At 60.8% G+C, this 16202-nt stretch carries 14 protein-coding genes; 9 read left to right on the top strand and 5 right to left on the bottom strand.

From position 1 onward, the window contains the following. Positions 1-22: 22 nt before the first annotated feature. The 4 genes from ACMGE0_RS25775 to ACMGE0_RS25760 all read left to right on the top strand — a co-directional run bounded on the left by ACMGE0_RS25775 (position 23) and on the right by ACMGE0_RS25760 (position 3418). A complete protein-coding gene (locus tag ACMGE0_RS25775; protein WP_436818746.1) occupies positions 23-1084 on the top strand; it encodes an aldo/keto reductase in 1062 nt (353 codons plus the stop codon). Between the two features lie 113 nt (positions 1085-1197). Further along, entirely contained in the window at positions 1198-1722 is a 525-nt protein-coding gene (locus ACMGE0_RS25770; RefSeq protein ID WP_436818745.1) for a nuclear transport factor 2 family protein, read from the top strand. A 191-nt stretch (positions 1723-1913) separates the two neighbouring features. Beyond that, entirely contained in the window at positions 1914-2165 is a 252-nt protein-coding gene (locus tag ACMGE0_RS25765) for an Atu4866 domain-containing protein (RefSeq protein WP_436818767.1), read from the top strand. A gap of 359 nt (positions 2166-2524) precedes the next feature. After that, positions 2525-3418, top strand: a complete 894-nt coding sequence (locus ACMGE0_RS25760) for a helix-turn-helix domain-containing protein (protein WP_436818744.1) — start codon at positions 2525-2527, stop codon at positions 3416-3418. 45 nt (positions 3419-3463) lie between these two features. On the opposite strand, the gene ACMGE0_RS25755 is transcribed toward ACMGE0_RS25760, so the two are convergent. Beyond that, positions 3464-5635 carry a TonB-dependent siderophore receptor gene (locus ACMGE0_RS25755; RefSeq protein WP_436818766.1) on the bottom strand — a complete coding sequence of 724 codons (2172 nt, stop codon included), beginning with the start codon at positions 5633-5635 and terminating at the stop codon, positions 3464-3466. A gap of 387 nt (positions 5636-6022) precedes the next feature. On the opposite strand from ACMGE0_RS25755, the gene ACMGE0_RS25750 reads away from it, so the two are divergent. The 5 genes from ACMGE0_RS25750 to ACMGE0_RS25730 are packed head-to-tail and all read left to right on the top strand — an operon-like array spanning position 6023 to position 10941. Further along, a complete protein-coding gene (locus tag ACMGE0_RS25750) occupies positions 6023-6970 on the top strand; it encodes an iron-siderophore ABC transporter substrate-binding protein (protein WP_436818743.1) in 948 nt (315 codons plus the stop codon). Next, the gene (locus tag ACMGE0_RS25745; protein ID WP_436818742.1) at positions 6967-8010 is read left to right on the top strand and encodes a FecCD family ABC transporter permease; all 1044 of its coding nucleotides are present in this window, start codon (positions 6967-6969) and stop codon (positions 8008-8010) included. The genes ACMGE0_RS25750 and ACMGE0_RS25745 overlap by 4 nt, the downstream gene beginning before the upstream one ends. Positions 8011-8012: 2 nt before the next feature. Continuing rightward, on the top strand, positions 8013-9047 hold the full coding sequence (locus ACMGE0_RS25740; protein ID WP_436818741.1) for a FecCD family ABC transporter permease: 1035 nt from the start codon (positions 8013-8015) through the stop codon (positions 9045-9047). After that, complete coding sequence (locus ACMGE0_RS25735) at positions 9044-9880, top strand: ABC transporter ATP-binding protein (protein ID WP_436818740.1); 837 nt, start codon at positions 9044-9046, stop codon at positions 9878-9880. The genes ACMGE0_RS25740 and ACMGE0_RS25735 overlap by 4 nt, the downstream gene beginning before the upstream one ends. Then, entirely contained in the window at positions 9877-10941 is a 1065-nt protein-coding gene (locus tag ACMGE0_RS25730) for a DUF2218 domain-containing protein (protein WP_436818739.1), read from the top strand. Before ACMGE0_RS25735 ends, ACMGE0_RS25730 begins: the two co-directional genes overlap by 4 nt. Positions 10942-11004: 63 nt before the next feature. Here ACMGE0_RS25730 and ACMGE0_RS25725 read toward each other — a convergent pair whose 3' ends face one another. The 4 genes from ACMGE0_RS25725 to ACMGE0_RS25710 all read right to left on the bottom strand — a co-directional run bounded on the left by ACMGE0_RS25725 (position 11005) and on the right by ACMGE0_RS25710 (position 16141). Beyond that, on the bottom strand, positions 11005-11796 hold the full coding sequence (locus ACMGE0_RS25725) for a DUF3313 domain-containing protein (RefSeq protein ID WP_436818738.1): 792 nt from the start codon (positions 11794-11796) through the stop codon (positions 11005-11007). Positions 11797-12071: 275 nt separating this feature from the next. Further along, positions 12072-13403: a sensor histidine kinase gene (locus tag ACMGE0_RS25720; RefSeq protein WP_436818737.1), complete on the bottom strand. Its 1332-nt coding sequence runs from the start codon at positions 13401-13403 to the stop codon at positions 12072-12074. Beyond that, entirely contained in the window at positions 13403-14074 is a 672-nt protein-coding gene (locus ACMGE0_RS25715; protein WP_436818736.1) for a response regulator transcription factor, read from the bottom strand. Before ACMGE0_RS25715 ends, ACMGE0_RS25720 begins: the two co-directional genes overlap by 1 nt. 186 nt (positions 14075-14260) lie before the next feature. Next, the gene (locus ACMGE0_RS25710; RefSeq protein WP_436818735.1) at positions 14261-16141 is read right to left on the bottom strand and encodes a DUF2264 domain-containing protein; all 1881 of its coding nucleotides are present in this window, start codon (positions 16139-16141) and stop codon (positions 14261-14263) included. Positions 16142-16202 lie beyond the last annotated feature (61 nt).

Raw genomic sequence — 16202 nt, 5'->3', positions numbered from 1 at the left:
GGAACCATTTGGAGTGAAATTCATGCTTTCGCTGGACAATTACCGTTTGCTTGGCCGTTCTGGCCTGCGGGTCTCGCCGCTATCGCTCGGCACCATGACTTTCGGCAAGGATTGGGGTTGGGGCGCCGACGAGAATGAAGCGCGCCGGATCTTCGATCTGTACGTCGACCGCGGCGGCAATTTTGTCGATACGTCGGTCAACTACACGGATGGAGCCTCGGAAATCATCCTGGGGCGGTTCATCGCACAGAAGCGCGAGCGAGTCGTCCTCGCGACCAAGTTCACGATGGCGCGTGAGCCGGGCAACCCGAACGCCGGCGGCAATCATCGGCTGAACATGGTGCGCTCGTTGGAGCAGAGCCTTCGGCAGCTCGATACCGACCGTATCGACCTGTTCTACCTTCACGGCTGGGATTTCACCACGCAGCCCGACGAGGTTATGCGCGGGCTCGACGATCTCATCCGCGCCGGCAAAGTGCACTATATCGGGATCTGCAACACGCCGGCGTGGCGCATTGCAGAGATGCAGACGATCGCGGATCTGCGCGGCTGGTCGCCCCTCGTGGCCCTCCAGATCGAGTACAGCCTGGTCGAGCGCACGGTTGAGCATGAGCTCATTCCGATGGCCGCAGCACTGGGTCTCGGCGTACTACCGTGGTCGCCGTTGGGTGGTGGCGTGCTGACAGGGAAGTATACGCCGGCTGACGTCACCGTTTCTGTCGAGTCGGGCGTATCACCGACCCGCAAAGGGGTGATCGCTTCTTCCGGGCATCTCACCAACCAATCCATCGAAATTGCCGACGTCGTCCGCGCGATCGCTGAGGACGTGGGAGCGACGCCATCCCAGGTGGCAATCGCATGGACGCTCGCCAACCCAGCTGTGACATCTCCGATCATAGGCGCGCGGACGGTTGCGCAGGCAGAGGACAATCTCGGCTCGCTCGACATCGTTCTGGCTCCCGAACATCTTGACCGCCTCGATCAGGCGAGCGCTCCGACGCCGATCTTCCCGGAACGCTTCATCTCTCGGCCAATGGTCCAGCAGCTCATCTTCGGCGGCGCCTCAGTCGCCCGAGGGGCCTGAACATCGGCTGAAGAGGTCTCCATCAAAAAGGTCGCTGCCTAATGTCGAGTGCCGGAGGCCTATTCATTCTCGGCTCGACGATCCGTAACCAGCAAGCTGAAGGAGTAAGTAGGATGATCTTGCAGCCATCGCGCCACATTCGTACGGCGATCATAACAATCACGATGCTCGCAGGCACGGTCCTGTCGTCGCATATGGCGAGTGCGTCTTCCGAGCCCGACGTCGAGGCCCGCAACCGCCAAATCGTCACCGAAGCGTTCGATCGCTGGGGAGCTGGCGGAGCGACGTTTTTCACCGACGTTCTTGCCCCGGACGTCCACTGGACGATCGAGGGTTCTGGACCGAGCGCCGGCCTCTTTCAGGGGCGCGATCAGTTTGTCGAACGTGCCGTTCGCCCTTTCGCCTCCCGGCTGGCGAGCCCCGTCCGACCCGTGAGCAAGAAGGTCTTTGCTGATGGCGACCATGTGATCGTGAACTGGGAGGGCGCCGGCCGTGCGCAAGACGGAGAACCCTACACCAACAGCTACGCCTGGATCTTCCGCATGCACGAAGGAAAGGCCGTGGAGGTGACGGCATTTCTTGATCTTGCGCCCTATGACGACGTCCTGCGTCGCATTCCCGCTCCCCAGACCGAGTGACCACAACCCAGCTCAGCCGCATCCCGGTAGAACCGACCGAGGCGGCACTCTAAAGGCACAAGGAGAACGATATGACCCAGAGACCAATAGTCTTCGGCGGCCTGATGCTCGGCTCGCTCCTTATCTTCAACACAACGCCGGCTTTCGCGTCCGGCAAAATTGCGCAAGTGAATGATACCGGACAGCAAACTATGGAGAAACAGATGAACCAGCACCCCTATGTCGGCATGTGGGTGACGGATGACGGTCGCATTCGCCACGAGCTTCTTCCAAACGGGCGCTACGACGAAGCTCGCGGTACGCGCGAGAGCGCCTATCAAGGGCGCTACGAAGTGAAAGGCAATCACATCGACTATTGGGATGATACCGGTTTTACCGCCGATGGCGAGTTCGTCGATGAGAACACACTCCATCACGGGGGGATGATTTTCCGCCGTCGATGAAGTCGCCGGGTAAGACGGCGACCTCCGCCCCTCTCTCCGGCATCGGCCACGCTTTCCTCATCTACGAGCCATCGTGGTGGCAAATTGAGATGAAACCCTGCCCGCAACCAATCGCCATCCGGAAATCGGCTGTTCCCGACGTCAATATTATTCGATTGTCGATTTGACCGGGCAGCTTGCCAATACGAGTAAACAAGATAATCATACTCATGTTATACGGGCATTCGAACCGAGCATGAAAGCCGGGGGTCGCAGCGTCGGACGCTATCGAGAAAATCGCTGCTGGGAGCCGGTTCTTCGCGATGCCTCGTCTGGAGGCTTCGATATTGTTCGTGCTGAGCAAGAGTGGATACTGAAAATTGAGTTATTGGCATTCCATGATTTGGCATACCGAAGGCATTCGGGTGGTGGCGCCGGCCAAGTGGCGCCGCTTCGATGGGCTGGTGAGCGTCTTTTGGGAGGCCGAGAGCCAGCAGGGCGCCAAGGGCTACTATCTGGCGGATGACCCGCGCATCATGATTTTCTTCAACGACGTGTCATCCAGGATTCAGATGTCGAACCGGGAGGGGGGCCTCTCGCAGCACTATCGTCCCATGACGCGAGCGGTCTATGTCCCCGCCGGCGTACCCATGTGGACCAGCAGCAGATCCGCCCACCGTTTCTCGCATCTCAATCTGCACATGCACAGGGACCGGCTGCTGAGATTTCTGTCGCCGTCGGTGGGGAATTCCGCTGCATTGACGGCATTGCGCCGGCCGGTGGAAATTCAGGATCTCGGAGCCATCGAAACGCTCGCGGGTTTGCTGCTTGACGAAATATCGAGCCCTTCGAAGCACGCCGTCTATGCCGAAAGCCTCGTGGGCAGCATCGTCACCGGCCTTCTCGACATACCCCAGGAGGACAGCGAAAAAGCCAATGGCAGGCTGACGCAGGCTCAAATGAACAGGCTCGTCTCACGCATCGACGGACTTGGCGATTGCCGGATGTCCGTTGCTGAAATGGCGGCGGCCGTCGGCCTGTCGGAGAGCTGGTTTTCCAACGTCTTCAAGCAGACCACCGGCAAAACGCCGCTGCAATGGCAGCTCGCGAAACGCGTCGATCTTGCGAAAAAGCTGCTGAGCGAAAGCGACCTGACGGTGGCCGACATAGCTGCCCAGCTCGGATTTTCCGATCAGGCGCATTTGACGAAGGTATTCCGTCAAGTCGTGGGCCAAACACCCGCCGCATGGCGGCGGATGCAGCAAATCCGCTGAAGGGGGAGTTGTCCCATCCGAAACCATTCGGATGGGACGGATTCATCACCAGGTCTGGCGCAGCGTCGCCATGATGGCGCGGCCGGGATTGTAGTAATACGCACCGCCGTCGTCATTGGCTATATGCTTCTCGTCGAAGAGATTGCTGACGTTCAGCTGGAATGTCGTCTTCTCTTGGATCTTATAGGTGAAGGCGGCGTCGAAGACGATGGCGCCATCCGACTTCCGTGTATTTGCGTTGTCGAAGTAATACGAGCCCGTATAGCGAGCGCCGAGCCCGAAGGTCATATCGCCGCGGCGTCCGTTGCCTTCCAGCGTATAAGTACCCCACACAGAAGCCATGTGTTCCGGAACCTGTGCGAAGCTCTTGCCGTTCAAACCAGCCACGTTGCCGGGTTCTACGATCTCGGAGTCGATATAGGCATAGGCGGCAATTAGGTTGATGTTGTTCGTCACTTCCATCTTGGCCTCAAGATCAAGGCCGCGATGCCGGACCTTGTCAACCGTTGACGCCAGGTACGCGGGCGCTTCGCGCGTTGTGATGTTTTCCATCGTCAGGTCGTAGACGGAGGCTGTAAACAAGGCGGGGAAGGCATCCGGCCGATATTTGATTCCAACCTCGTACTGCTTACCCGTCGTCGGCTCGACCCCCGTGCTGGGCGGTGCGACGGATTCGGCATAGCTGGTATAGACCGCGAGTTCCTCAGTGATCTTGTAACTCAGGCCGAAGCGCTTGGTCAGTTCGCTATAGTCACCCGTCTTCGCGCCGGTAACCGTGCTCGTTTCATCGAGATCGAGCCAGTCGTTGCGAAGTCCGATGCTCGCGGTCAGCTTATCGAAGAAGACCAAGTCCTCCTGAAGGTAGATCGCTTTCGTCTTCTGGTCGTTTGTCTTGCTTTCTGCGAGCGGGATGGGGCCTGGCAAGCCAGAATAGACCGGATTCTGCCAGTCGATGCCGGGCGCCGTCCCACCCCAGATCGGCGGATACAGAACATATGTGTTGCCGTCGGATTTGATGGTTTTGTAGTCAACGCCGAAAAGCGTGCGGCTCTCCACCTGGTCGAAGCTCGCCTCATAGAGAAGATGCGCGTCGATGACGAATTGCTCGTCCGAGCCGTCGCCTCCGAAGAAAATGCGGTCTACGGTCGTGTCGGCCGGATCGCTGGCACCCAGCGCATCATAAATATAGGCATAGCCGAACCTGTTCGTCGACTTGCTGTATCGCGCGCTTGAATTGAAGGTCAGACCGTTTCCGAAATCATGGTCAAACAAGACGCTGTACGTATTCCTGTTCGTCTCGTCGTAATTATAATCCGGCTCGCCGAAGAACTTGTCCCTGTCAAAATCGGTGAACCTAGGGTGGCCGCCGTTGCTGGGTGTGCCGTCCCGGTCCAGGTGATCGAAGACGAATGAAAGGCTCGTGGCGTCGGTAGGGCGCCAGGTAACGCCACCCATGATGAAGTTTTCGTCATCCCGGGAATAGTCGTATTCGGCGTCCGACCGCTGGAACTTGCCGGTCAGGCGATAGGACAAGGTGTCGTCCTCGGTGATGTTGTCGCCGAAATCGAAACCCGCTTCCTTATGCGCGAACGAACCGCCGGTACCATAAACCTCGCCGAAACGCTCACTTTTCGGCAGCTTTGTCACGTAGTTGACCGAACCACCGGGATCGGAAACCCCGAACCCCGTGGAATTGGCACCTTTCAATACCTCGACGCGCTCATAGCCATACGGCTCTTCCAGAATTCCGCCCCAGCTCCGGCCGATGGCTAGCCCGTCACGGTAGGTAAAGGGCGCGAAACCGCGGATCTTGAAGTAGTCGTAACGGTCATCTGAACCGTAGTAGTCGGTGACCACGCCGGCGGTATATTGCACGACCTGCTCGATGCTGTTTGCGCCACGCTCCTCGATTTCCTTGGAGGTGATGACGGAGACCGAAGCGGGTGTGTTGAGAATATCCGTCGGCATCTTGCCGACGCCCGTGGTCTCCGTCGCGACGATCGACTTTGAATCGTTTTCGGTGTTGAGGACGCCGGCGTTGCCGCTGCCTTGAAGGACGATCGGCTGAAGCGTGGTATCTGAACTGGAATTGTCGGCTTCCTGGCCGTGCGAGAAAGTCGGCATCAAAGCGACAAGCGCCGTGCAACCCAGAAGGACGGCATTCCGGTAGCGGATAGGGGTCGGTCTTGAGCGGCCGCTTGTTCTTTCAATGTCCATGTTCAAATTCCAAAGGTTTACGTGATTGCCGATGGCCTGGCTGGTGGGTGCCGCTGTCGGCGATGGCGTTGGGAACCACTTGCGAATGCATTTCGACGAAAAGATGCGAGCGGGAAATTCCCCGTCGGATCCGGCCGGCGTCGGATGGTTTCGATTTGCAGTCCCCGACACGTTCTTAACTGGAGCTTGATTATCCAGTATTGTAAATTTCCCCGGTTTTGTAGGAACCAACGGGAATCTCGCGTCGCGGTCCCATGAGCGCTGGTTCCCCGGTTGACGCCGCCCGTTGAACCTGAAACTGGAAGTCCACTTAAATGCTAAGGCGGAGTTTGCGCAATGCTGCGGTTTTTTGTTCCCGTCCTGCGATGGGCTGCGATATGCGTATGGATGATCGCATTCGGCGGTGCCTGGGCAGGCGAGAGTGCGTTCTATCCCATCACCATCAAGCATGCGCTGGGCACGACGGTCATCTCCAAAAAGCCCGAACGGATCGCGACGGTAGCCTGGGCGAACCATGAAGTGCCTTTGGCGCTCGGAATCGTGCCCGTCGGTTTTGCCAAGGCCAATTTCGGGGACGACGACGGGGACGGGTTGCTGCCGTGGGTGGCCGAAAGGCTGGCCGAGCTCCATGCCGACAAGCCGGTGCTTTTCGACGAGGGGGACGGGATCGATTTCGAGGCCGTCGCCGCCACCAGGCCCGATGTGATCCTGGCCTCCTATTCCGGCCTGAGCCAGTCCGACTACGACACGCTGAGCCAGATCGCCCCGGTGGTCGCCTATCCCGAAGCGCCCTGGTCGACCGACTGGCGCGAAATGATACGCTTGAACAGCGCCGGCATGGGCATGGCCGCCGAAGGCGACGCGCTGATCGCAAAGATCAAGGCCGATATCGGCAAGGCGGTCGCCGGCCATCCCGAACTCGTTGGGAAGTCGGCCATGTTCATAACCCATCTCAACGCGACGGATCTGAGCACCGTCAATTTCTATACGACGAACGACACACGGGTGAAATTCTTCGCCGATCTCGGGCTCAAATCGCCCAAGAGCGTCGTCGAGGCCTCGGCGTCGGGAAAATTCTCCGGCTCCATCAGTGCAGAGCACATCGATGCGTTCGACGATGTCGACATTGTCGTAACCTACGGCGACCGGAGGCTGCTTGATGCGCTGAGGGCCAATCCGTTGATGTCCAGAATGCCCGCGGTGGGCAACGGTGCGCTTGTCGTATTGGGCATGAATCCGGTGGGCACGGCGGCAAATCCGACGCCGCTTTCCATCTCCTGGGTGTTGAAGGATTACGTGGCCCAGCTCGCCGAGGCCGCCAGAAAGCCCCGATGATCGCCAGCAGCCTGAAGTCGTCCTCTCAGTGGTCCGCCTCGGCGCGGTCGAACCGAACCCGGAGCCTCTGGCTTGCGGGAATGGTAGCGCTTCTCGCGCTCTTGTGCGGGCTTTCGGTTACGGTCGGCACGCGCGACGTGGACTGGACAGACATCATCGCGGCTTTGGCCGGGCACATCGACAGCATCGGCCAAGCGGCGGTCAACGTCCGTATTCCGCGAACTCTGCTTGCCGTGCTGGCCGGGGCCGCACTCGGGCTTGCCGGAGCGATCATGCAGGGCGTGACGCGCAACCCTCTCGCCGATCCGGGCATTCTCGGCGTCAACATGGGGGCGTCGCTTGCCGTCGTCGTGGGTGTCGCGTGGTTCGGTATCGCCTCAGCCGACGCCTATATCTGGACGGCGATCCTCGGTGCCGGGGGTGCGGCGGTCTTCGTCTACACGATCGGCTCGCTGGGGCGCGGCGGGGCGACCCCCCTCAAGCTGGCGCTTGCAGGAGCCGCGACCTCCGTCGCTTTCTCCTCGATGGTGATTGCCGTGGTGCTGCCGCGGGCCGATATCGCAGGCGGCATCCGGTCCTGGCAGGTCGGCGGCGTCGGCGGGGCGACCTTCGAGCGCATTCTTCCGGTGCTGCCGTTTCTCGCGGTCGGCTTCGCGATCAGCCTGCTATCCGCACGAAAGCTGAACTCGCTGGCTCTGGGCGACGAATTGGCGGCCGGGCTCGGCGAGCGTGTCGCCCTGGCCCGCGCCGTCGCGGCGTTCGGCGCGATCCTTCTGTGCGGGGCAACGACGGCCGTTTGCGGGCCGATCGGCTTTCTGGGATTGATCGTGCCGCATCTCTGCCGGCTCCTGGTCGGGGTCGATCACCGCTGGCTGCTGCCTTTCTCCGCATTGGGCGGCGCCTGCCTGCTGCTGGTCGCCGATATTGTCGGACGCATCGTCGCAAGGCCGGCGGAGCTTGACGTCGGCATCGTCACCGCTCTCGTGGGGGCGCCGTTCTTCATCTGGATCGTCAGGCGCCAGAGGGTTCGCGAGTTGTGACGATGCTTTCTCCCACCCTCGATCTCATCATTGCCAGCCGCCGCCGCCGTGCGCGCAGGCATTCGCTTGTCATTCTTATCCTTCTGGTTCTGGTGGTCGCGATCTTCGCCCTCGCCCTGTCGGTCGGCCAATCCTTCACGCCGGCGGGGGACGTCATCCGCGTGCTGCTTGGCGAGGATGTGCCGGGCGCGAGCTTTACCGTCGGCCAGCTCAGGCTGCCGCGCGCCATGCTTTCGGTCCTTGCCGGCTTGAGCTTCGGGCTCGGCGGCGTGGCCTTCCAGATCATGCTGCGCAATCCGCTCGCCAGCCCGGACATTATCGGCATCAGCTGGGGAGCAAGCGCCGCCGCCGTCTTCGCCATCGTCGTTCTGTCGATGAAAGGGCCGGTCGTCTCCATCTTCGCCGTCATGGCCGGCCTGGCCGTGGCGCTTCTCGTTTATGGCCTTTCATCCAAAAGCGGCGTCGCTGGAACGCGGCTCATCCTTGTCGGGATCGGTGTTTCGGCGATGCTGGAAAGCTTCGTCGCCTACATTCTCTCCCAAGCCCCGGCTTGGAACCTGCAGGAGGCGATCCGCTGGCTGACCGGCAGCGTCAACGGCGCGCAGCTTTCCCAGGCCGCCCCGCTTCTCCTGGCGCTCGCCTTGTTCGGCGGGCTTCTGCTGAGCCGGGCGCGCGACCTGGAGGCGCTGCGGCTGGGGGAGGACGCCGCCGCCGCCCTCGGCGTCAGGGTCTCGGCCACACGCGTCACCATCATCGTCGCGGCCGTCGGCATGATCGCGTCCGCAACGGCGGTGACTGGCCCGATCGCCTTCGTCGCTTTCCTGTCCGGCCCGATCGCCGCTCGCCTCGTGGGAAACAGCGGATCGCTGCTGATCCCCTCGGCCCTGGTCGGTGCGACGCTGGTGCTGGCGGGCGACTATATCGGCCAGTTCCTTCTCTCAAGCCGCTATCCGCTCGGCGTGGTAACCGGCGCGTTGGGAGCGCCCTATCTGATTTTCCTCATCGTGCGCGTCAACCGGACCGGAGGCTCGCTATGACCGTTCGCTCAGCTCATTGCCTGACCGCCAGCCAGCTTTCGGCCGGCTACGGCGACACGGAGATTCTGCACGAGCTCGATCTCGCCGTGCCTCCCGGCAGGATCACCGCCATCGTCGGCGCCAATGCCTGCGGCAAGTCCACGCTTTTGCGCACGATGTCCCGGCTCCTCTCGCCGCATCGAGGACATGTGTTACTAGACGGCAAGTCGATCCACCGGACGCCGCCCAGGGAGCTCGCCCGGACATTGGGGCTGCTTCCTCAATCGCCGATCGCTCCTGAGGGCATTACCGTTGCCGACCTCGTCAGCCGGGGAAGACATCCGCATCAGGGCCTGTTTTCCCGCTGGACGCGCAAGGACGACGAGGCGGTGGACGGCGCGCTCACCGCAACCAAGACCTCGGAGCTTGCCGAACGGCCGGTGGACGAGCTTTCCGGCGGGCAGCGCCAGCGGGTCTGGATTGCCATGGCGCTGGCGCAGCAGACGGAAATCCTGCTATTGGACGAGCCGACGACATTTCTCGACATCAGCCATCAGGTCGAAGTGCTGGATCTGCTGACCGATCTCAACCACGCGCGCGGCACCACCGTCGTCATGGTGCTGCATGATCTTAACCTTGCGGCTCGCTACGCAGACCATCTCGTCGCGATGGCGAAGGGGCGCGTGCACGTCTCCGGCAGGCCGGAAGATGTGCTGACGGAAGAGAATGTGCGGCAGGTTTTCGGTCTCGAAAGCCGCATCGTCACCGATCCCACCTCGGGCCGGCCGATCATGCTCCCGATCGGCAGGCATCGCATGACAACGACGCAGGATCTCAAGGAGGACCGGCAATGAACGCGGTTCAGGAATTCAAACTCTCGGGCACGGCGATTCCGAAGGACGCGGTGCATATGCTTGGAGAAATCTGCGAGCACTTCGTCGAGCACGCCGAGGTGCAACGAACCCAGGACACCGCTCTGTTGAAGAGCAAGATCGGGACCGCGGCCATTCGCGTGCAAGACAGCCGGCTCCTGATCGAACTGGCCTGCCCGTCGGAAGAGGCGCTTCAGATGAGCCGCACCAGCATCGCGGAACACTTGTTCTACTTTGCCGGAGACGATCCTCTCGAGCTCAGCTGGTCGGAAACGGGCGCGCTGGCCGTGCTGCCGAACATCCATGAAGCCACGGTCGTTTCCGCCGAGGATGTGACCCCGCATATGCGACGGGTGAAGTTCGCCTGCGCCGACGTCACTCCCTTCGTCGGCGGCGACATGCATGTCCGCCTCCTCATTCCGCCGAAGGGCAGACCTCCGGTATGGCCGGGGCTGCGGGAAGATGGCCGTATTGCCTGGCCGGAGGGCGAGGACGAACTTCTGGTTCGCGTCTATACAATTCGAGCTGTCGATATTGAACGCCGGCAATTATGGATCGACTTCCTGCAGCACCCGACGCCCGGCGTGGAAACTCCCGGAGCCGACTTTGCCCGGGACGCGCAGCCGGGGGAGCGGATCGCTCTTCTTGGACCGGGAGGCGGTAACCTTCCCTCCGCACGATCCATTCTTCTGGCCGGAGACGAAAGCGCACTTCCGGCAATTGCCCGAATCGTGGCCGAGGTGCCGCCAGGCACGCGCATGCAAGCGATCATCGAAGTGCAGGATGAGGCGGAAGAGCAGTCTCTTCCGTCGGCGGGTTCGCTCGACATCCGCTGGCTGCACCGGAGGAGCTACCCGTCCGGAGCAAAAGGCGTTCTTGTGGAAGAGACCAAAAACGCGATTGCGTCCATCGACGACGAAACGTTCGTCTGGTTCGCCTGCGAAAAGGAAGATGTGCGGTCCATCCGCGCCTTGCTGAAAGGCCGCCGGCATGACCGGAAAAACATGTATGTGGCCTGGTATTGGGAGCGCGATCCTGCCTGAACCGACCACATTCGGCTTTACGCCGTGCGGCTCGACCGGTTCCGATCCTGCACGTATGACTGATCAATGTGTCACCGGCGATTTGGGCTTCTTGTCGGTCCATTGCGGCGGCGCACCGTATTTGGACGCCACGACGCCGAGCAGACCGGGCGCTCGGCCGAAGGCGTCGCAAGCGGCATATTTGGGTTTGCCTCCAAGCCAGGACTGGACGCGCTGCGTGGACGGAAGCGCAATGTTCAGCCCCTTCGGCTCCTTGCCGGCAATCAGCATTCGCGAAAAGTCATTCGCAAACTTAGTCGCGAGGCCATAGGCATCTCCCACTTCGGAAACGCGTGGATTATCCTGAATCGAGTTTGCCCCCCGTGCCCACAGCATTGCTGCACTCTGCATGCCGCTGCCATCGACGGCTTCGGCTTCGACTGCCAGGCCTCCGAGACCGAAAGGCAGACGCGGCACGCTGACGGGCAGGGCAAAGCCGGTTCCGACGCTGACGACGGTCGCAACGCCCGCCATCGTCTTGTCTGTCGGGACGATATCTGCGACGACCGAGCGGACCGTCAAATCCGCCGGCTGGCCGGCCGGGACCATTTGGTATTTGTCGCTCAGCGCGACGCAGAGGGCCCGGTCGAGAGCATTGGAAACCAGGAAGCGGTCGGCATCCGATTTGATTCGGGATGCAGCATTGAAGGAAAAACTTGTCGGAACGATGCGCACCGTCTTCACCCGGGCCAGTTGCTGTCCATCGACATAAAGCCGTCTTTTGGCGAGCGTTCCCTTGGGAGGGCCAAGATTGCTGTAGGAGGTCAGTGTACCGGCTTCCTTCACGGGCACGGAAGCGCATCCGGTAGCTGCCATGGCGACTATGAGCAAAACCAGGCGCGCGAGCAGCGATGGCTTTGGTGAATAGTCGAAAAACCGGCGAATTGGATGGGGATTGCTGCGCACTCTCGTTAGCCTCCGTCATTGATGCTGGGAACAGTCGGAGCGAAAGATTGCCGCAGCATTACAAGCCGCTTTGGGAGGTGACGAATCGTTGAATGACAAGGGGGGAGGGGCTTCTCTGATACGGGCAAGCTGGCGGCATGGAGGGCATCTGATTTGCGGTCAACGTCGGCGACCGCCTTCGTTCATCAAAGCTGAATTGCCACTTTCGTTCCGGTTGAATCGCTTTGCATGCTGAGCTGCCCGCCATGACTTGAGATGACCTGCTTCACCAGGCTCAGTCCAAGGCCTGCGCCCTGGCTCTTGGGGGTCACGCGGTAAAACGGTTCAAAAACCAGTTCTTGATGTTCCGCCGGTATGCCGGGCCCTTCGTCGGCCACGTCGATCCGGCCGTCGGCCGAGACCGAGACCGTGATCATTCCGGTATTGTCGCCGTGGTCGATCGCATTGCGAACCAGATTGCCGATCGCTCTTGGCAAAGCGGAAGGGCTGCCTTTGCGTTCGAGACTTTCCACCTCACTTTGAAAGGAAATCTGATAACCAGCGGCGATCGCCAGTGGCGCGAGATTGGCCACGACCGTTCGCGCGATTTCCACGAGATCGACCGTTTCATGGAGATCCGTCGCCTGATCATTGCGTTCGAAATCGAGAAGCTGTTCGGCTGCCTCGGCCAAGCGCGCAACATCGTCCAGCAGCCGCCTGCGTTCCTGGCCTTCCGGCATGCCATCGATCCGCGTCTGCATGATGGCGATTGGTGTTCTGAGTTCATGCGCGGCGTCGATCAGGAAGCGCTGGCGCTTCTTGAAGTCATTCTCGAGCCGCTCGAGCGCTCCGTTGAAGGCAATTACCAGCGGAGCGACTTCCTTGGGAATGCCGTCCACCGGCAGGCGTGCTTCATGATGGCGCGGTTCGATTTCCGATGCTTCTCGCGCGACCTCGCTCACCCTTGCAAGAGCGTGGCGCACAATTCTGGGAACGGTGAGGAAGATCGCAGGCAGGGCGACGACAAGCAAACTGATATAAATCGGGTAAGTGCCGCCCAGAAGAGTGAGAATGGGCCAGCCTTTGTCCGCGAAACCGCCGGATAGAATGCGGACTTCCCCTATCGCAGTTTCCACGTGTTCGATCGACGCAATCTCATCCGTACCGGCCGATCCCCGTATGTCCGCATCCTGGAACAGGTGCGCCACAGGCGCAATCGCGCCATAGGGCGCAGGTATGGTGCCATAGGATACCGAAGCACCGTCCGTCATGGCCACGACGTACCAAAGCCCCTTGTTTTGTATTTTAAGTGACCGCAGTTCCGGCGTATCGCGCAGTTGAAGCTTTCCCTGGGAATTGCGTTCGACTGCTTTCGCCACCACGGCGCCGATCTTGTCCTCCACGAAAATGTTCGGCGACATGATCGTGGTAGCCCATACGCAAAGCCCGACAATCACGACGGCAACCACGGCGACGATAACGAGGCTGAGTTGCCAGCTCAGTTTCCACCAAAGTGACGGGTTGTTCGCCGCGCGCATCATTCTTCCTTCAGGAGATATCCGACGCCCCGGATGCTGTGGACGGCGACACCGGCGCCGGCATCCAGCAACCGCTTGCGCAGCCTGGAGATATGCGCATCGAGCGCGTTCGATTGGATTTCTTCCTCGTAGTTATAGACCGCCGCTTCAAGCGTCGAGCGCAGGACGGTTTTTTCCTTCCGCTTGGCCAGCGCTGCCAGAACGAGAAGCTCGCGCCGGGGCAGATCGAGCGGGATCGCATCGACGGTGACGCTCAGATGCAGGGGGTCGATCACCATTCGACCCACCGTGATTTTAAGTTCCGCCAGGGTTGGCGGCCGTCGCAGAACGGCCCGCAGACGGGCCATCAGCTCTTCGACAAGAAACGGCTTTCCCAGATAGTCGTCGGCGCCCAGATCGAGACCTTCGATGCGCTCCATCGGCTCGTTGCGCGCCGTCAGCACGATGATCGGCGTATCCGCTCCCGTCCGCCTCAGCCGGGGAATAAAAGCCAACCCCTCGCCATCGGGCAAGCGACGGTCCAGGAGGATTGCATCGTAGACATTCTGACGGGTCAATTCGAGAGCGTCGGCGAGGTGCGTCGTGTGGTCGGTGACAATGCCATGCTTGCTCAGCGCAACCGATAGTGCAGCCGCCAGTTCCCTCTCGTCCTCGATCAATAGAAGTCTCATTGTCTACCCGATCCTCCATTGGAGGCATCTTTGCCCGCAGGATTGCAGCAGCATTACGATGACAAAAAGACCGCAGATAGTGCCGCTACGCGAGCAGGTTACGGCGCAAGACAACACGCGGGAAGGACATCGACCGAGGGCGGAATTGTCTTGCGAACCCCGCACCGCGATTGTCGCTGTCGATCATCATCGTTGTTTTTCTTTGAGTGAAGCCTGGTAACCGAGGTCGAAGGCAGGGATGGGCGAGCCCTTTGACCGGAAAAGCTGTTCCAGCTCGCCAATGTCGGGGCATTGAGGGAAATTGGCCAGTGCCCTGGAAACTGTATCGTCGAGAGGCAAAGCCATTGCAGCGGTGGCGAGCACTGCGGTGCCCGGCGCGATCTCACCGCGCAACTGCGGCAGCAACGTCTTGGCGTGGATGAGATTGGCGTTGGCGATCGGGCTCATCGCGTGACCTGCCCGCTTGTGGTCGGGCGACAGGTCAACGATCGCACTCATATCCGTCTGCCCTTGCCAGATGGCCAGGCCTTCCGACTGCTCCCCCCGGTCGATATTGAAATCAGCCCGTTCAATGGCGAAGCCGCCTTCGGCGGTTTTCAACCCTCGCGGGGTGGTGATCCGGTGAATGCGTATGTGCCAGGGGTTTGCGGGCAGAAGCCAGGTCTCGACGACAACATCGTTCCAGGGGTGCCAGCGCGAATAGAGCCGATCTTCGGCAATCAACGCCTTTTCCAAAGTCTCCCGCATGCGAAAATGCACGCCGTCGTCGGACAGGCCGAGCATTCCGTCGAAGCTCGCGGAAGCGAAATGCCGGTCATCTGCTTCGATATTGAAGGCATAACGGGTCGAGTAGACGAATTTCGAGTATTTCTCGCTGGCGCCGCGCATCTTGTCGTGCTGCTGTCCGGACGACAGCATTACGACATTTCCGGGCGTATGCATGGCGACCATGCCCGGTTCCTTCAGTGGAACCGGATGCGGAAATGTCGGCGCCGGTGCTTCTTTGGCGGTCCAGAACGGATGATCGTCCGGCAGTGCCAGGGGTAGGAAGAATTTCATTGCCCAATAGGGCGACCCTGCCGAATTGTAGCTCTCGCTCATCAAGAGGTTCGGATAGCCGTAACCGATCGAAAGAACTCCGTCGCGATCGGCGATCGGCAACTTGGACCACCAGCGGATATGGCGCATGTAGTAGCCCTTGATCTCCGGCCAGGGCAGAGCCTCCACACCGGCAAAGGCAAGCGCGCCCCAGAACCCGCCGGCTGCGAACCGATAGGTCTGGCTGCGCCCGAAGGCAAGTGCTGCGCCGTCCGGACCGAACCAGTGGCGAATGTCATTTGCGAAGATACGAGCCCGCTCCCGGTAGGCTGCCCCGCGCACTTCGTCTCTTCCCGCCAGGACCGAATAGATCAGGGCATAGAAATGCATGGCGAAAGGAATGTAGTGGTCGACCCGCTTGACAGGGCCGTCGCGGTACCATCCCTCGCCAAGCCGGAACGCCTCCACCTCGTCGAGATAGCGTTCGGTCTTCGACCTGTCGAAATCGATCCCCACGCGTTCAAGTCCGAGATCGATGAGAACGCGGAAGAATTTCCAGTTGTTGTCGATGAATTCCTTGTCGCGGGCCGAAACGAGATAGGAGGCGACGGTTTCCTTCTGGGCATCGGCGAGGGGTTCCCAGATATGTTCCGGCACCATCGCGAGTGCGAAGCCGACGGCCGCCAATTCGACCTGCCGCTGGTCCCGATCGGAGATATCGCCCCAATATTCGGGATGCGCCGGATCGGTCCCGTTCGCAAGGCCGCGGCGGTAGAGCTCCCAATGGGGAAAGTGTGCGCCTCCCGCAGCAAGCGGTACGAGACCCCAGAGCGGTCGCGCAAATCCTTCGAGATCGGCCGCCGCGCGATCGAAATGCGCAGCCGTTGCGCTCAGGAGGACCCTTGCTCCGCCCTCGGAGAAATAGGGAAGCAGGGGAGAAAACAGATCGACCGCCGCCTTTTGCAGATCGGCGCGGATGCGCAGCGGATTTCCGCATAGAGGATTGGCGCGGACGGGATCGTAGAACACGGTGCAATCCATTCCTTATAAAAAAGCAAAGCGCCGCGGAGAGAGATATCCCTCCGCGGCG

Source organism: Neorhizobium descurainiae, from assembly GCF_051400715.1.
Lineage (GTDB): Bacteria > Pseudomonadota > Alphaproteobacteria > Rhizobiales > Rhizobiaceae > Neorhizobium.
Note: the sequence above shows the minus strand (reverse complement) of the source record. Positions and strands in the feature narration are given on the sequence as shown.

Bases quoted from the DNA above. Each gene is read 5' to 3' on its own strand.
- ACMGE0_RS25745 (WP_436818742.1), top strand. From the start codon at position 6,967: ATGATCGCCAGCAGCCTGAAGTCGTCCTCTCAGTGGTCCGCCTCGGCG.
- ACMGE0_RS25730 (WP_436818739.1), top strand. From the start codon at position 9,877: ATGAACGCGGTTCAGGAATTCAAACTCTCGGGCACGGCGATTCCGAAG.
- ACMGE0_RS25775 (WP_436818746.1), top strand. From the start codon at position 23: ATGCTTTCGCTGGACAATTACCGTTTGCTTGGCCGTTCTGGCCTGCGG.
- ACMGE0_RS25725 (WP_436818738.1), bottom strand. From the start codon at position 11,796: ATGGCAGCTACCGGATGCGCTTCCGTGCCCGTGAAGGAAGCCGGTACA.
- ACMGE0_RS25720 (WP_436818737.1), bottom strand. From the start codon at position 13,403: ATGCGCGCGGCGAACAACCCGTCACTTTGGTGGAAACTGAGCTGGCAA.
- ACMGE0_RS25770 (WP_436818745.1), top strand. From the start codon at position 1,198: ATGATCTTGCAGCCATCGCGCCACATTCGTACGGCGATCATAACAATC.
- ACMGE0_RS25735 (WP_436818740.1), top strand. From the start codon at position 9,044: ATGACCGTTCGCTCAGCTCATTGCCTGACCGCCAGCCAGCTTTCGGCC.
- ACMGE0_RS25740 (WP_436818741.1), top strand. From the start codon at position 8,013: ATGCTTTCTCCCACCCTCGATCTCATCATTGCCAGCCGCCGCCGCCGT.
- ACMGE0_RS25750 (WP_436818743.1), top strand. From the start codon at position 6,023: ATGATCGCATTCGGCGGTGCCTGGGCAGGCGAGAGTGCGTTCTATCCC.
- ACMGE0_RS25765 (WP_436818767.1), top strand. From the start codon at position 1,914: ATGGAGAAACAGATGAACCAGCACCCCTATGTCGGCATGTGGGTGACG.
- ACMGE0_RS25715 (WP_436818736.1), bottom strand. From the start codon at position 14,074: ATGAGACTTCTATTGATCGAGGACGAGAGGGAACTGGCGGCTGCACTA.
- ACMGE0_RS25755 (WP_436818766.1), bottom strand. From the start codon at position 5,635: ATGGACATTGAAAGAACAAGCGGCCGCTCAAGACCGACCCCTATCCGC.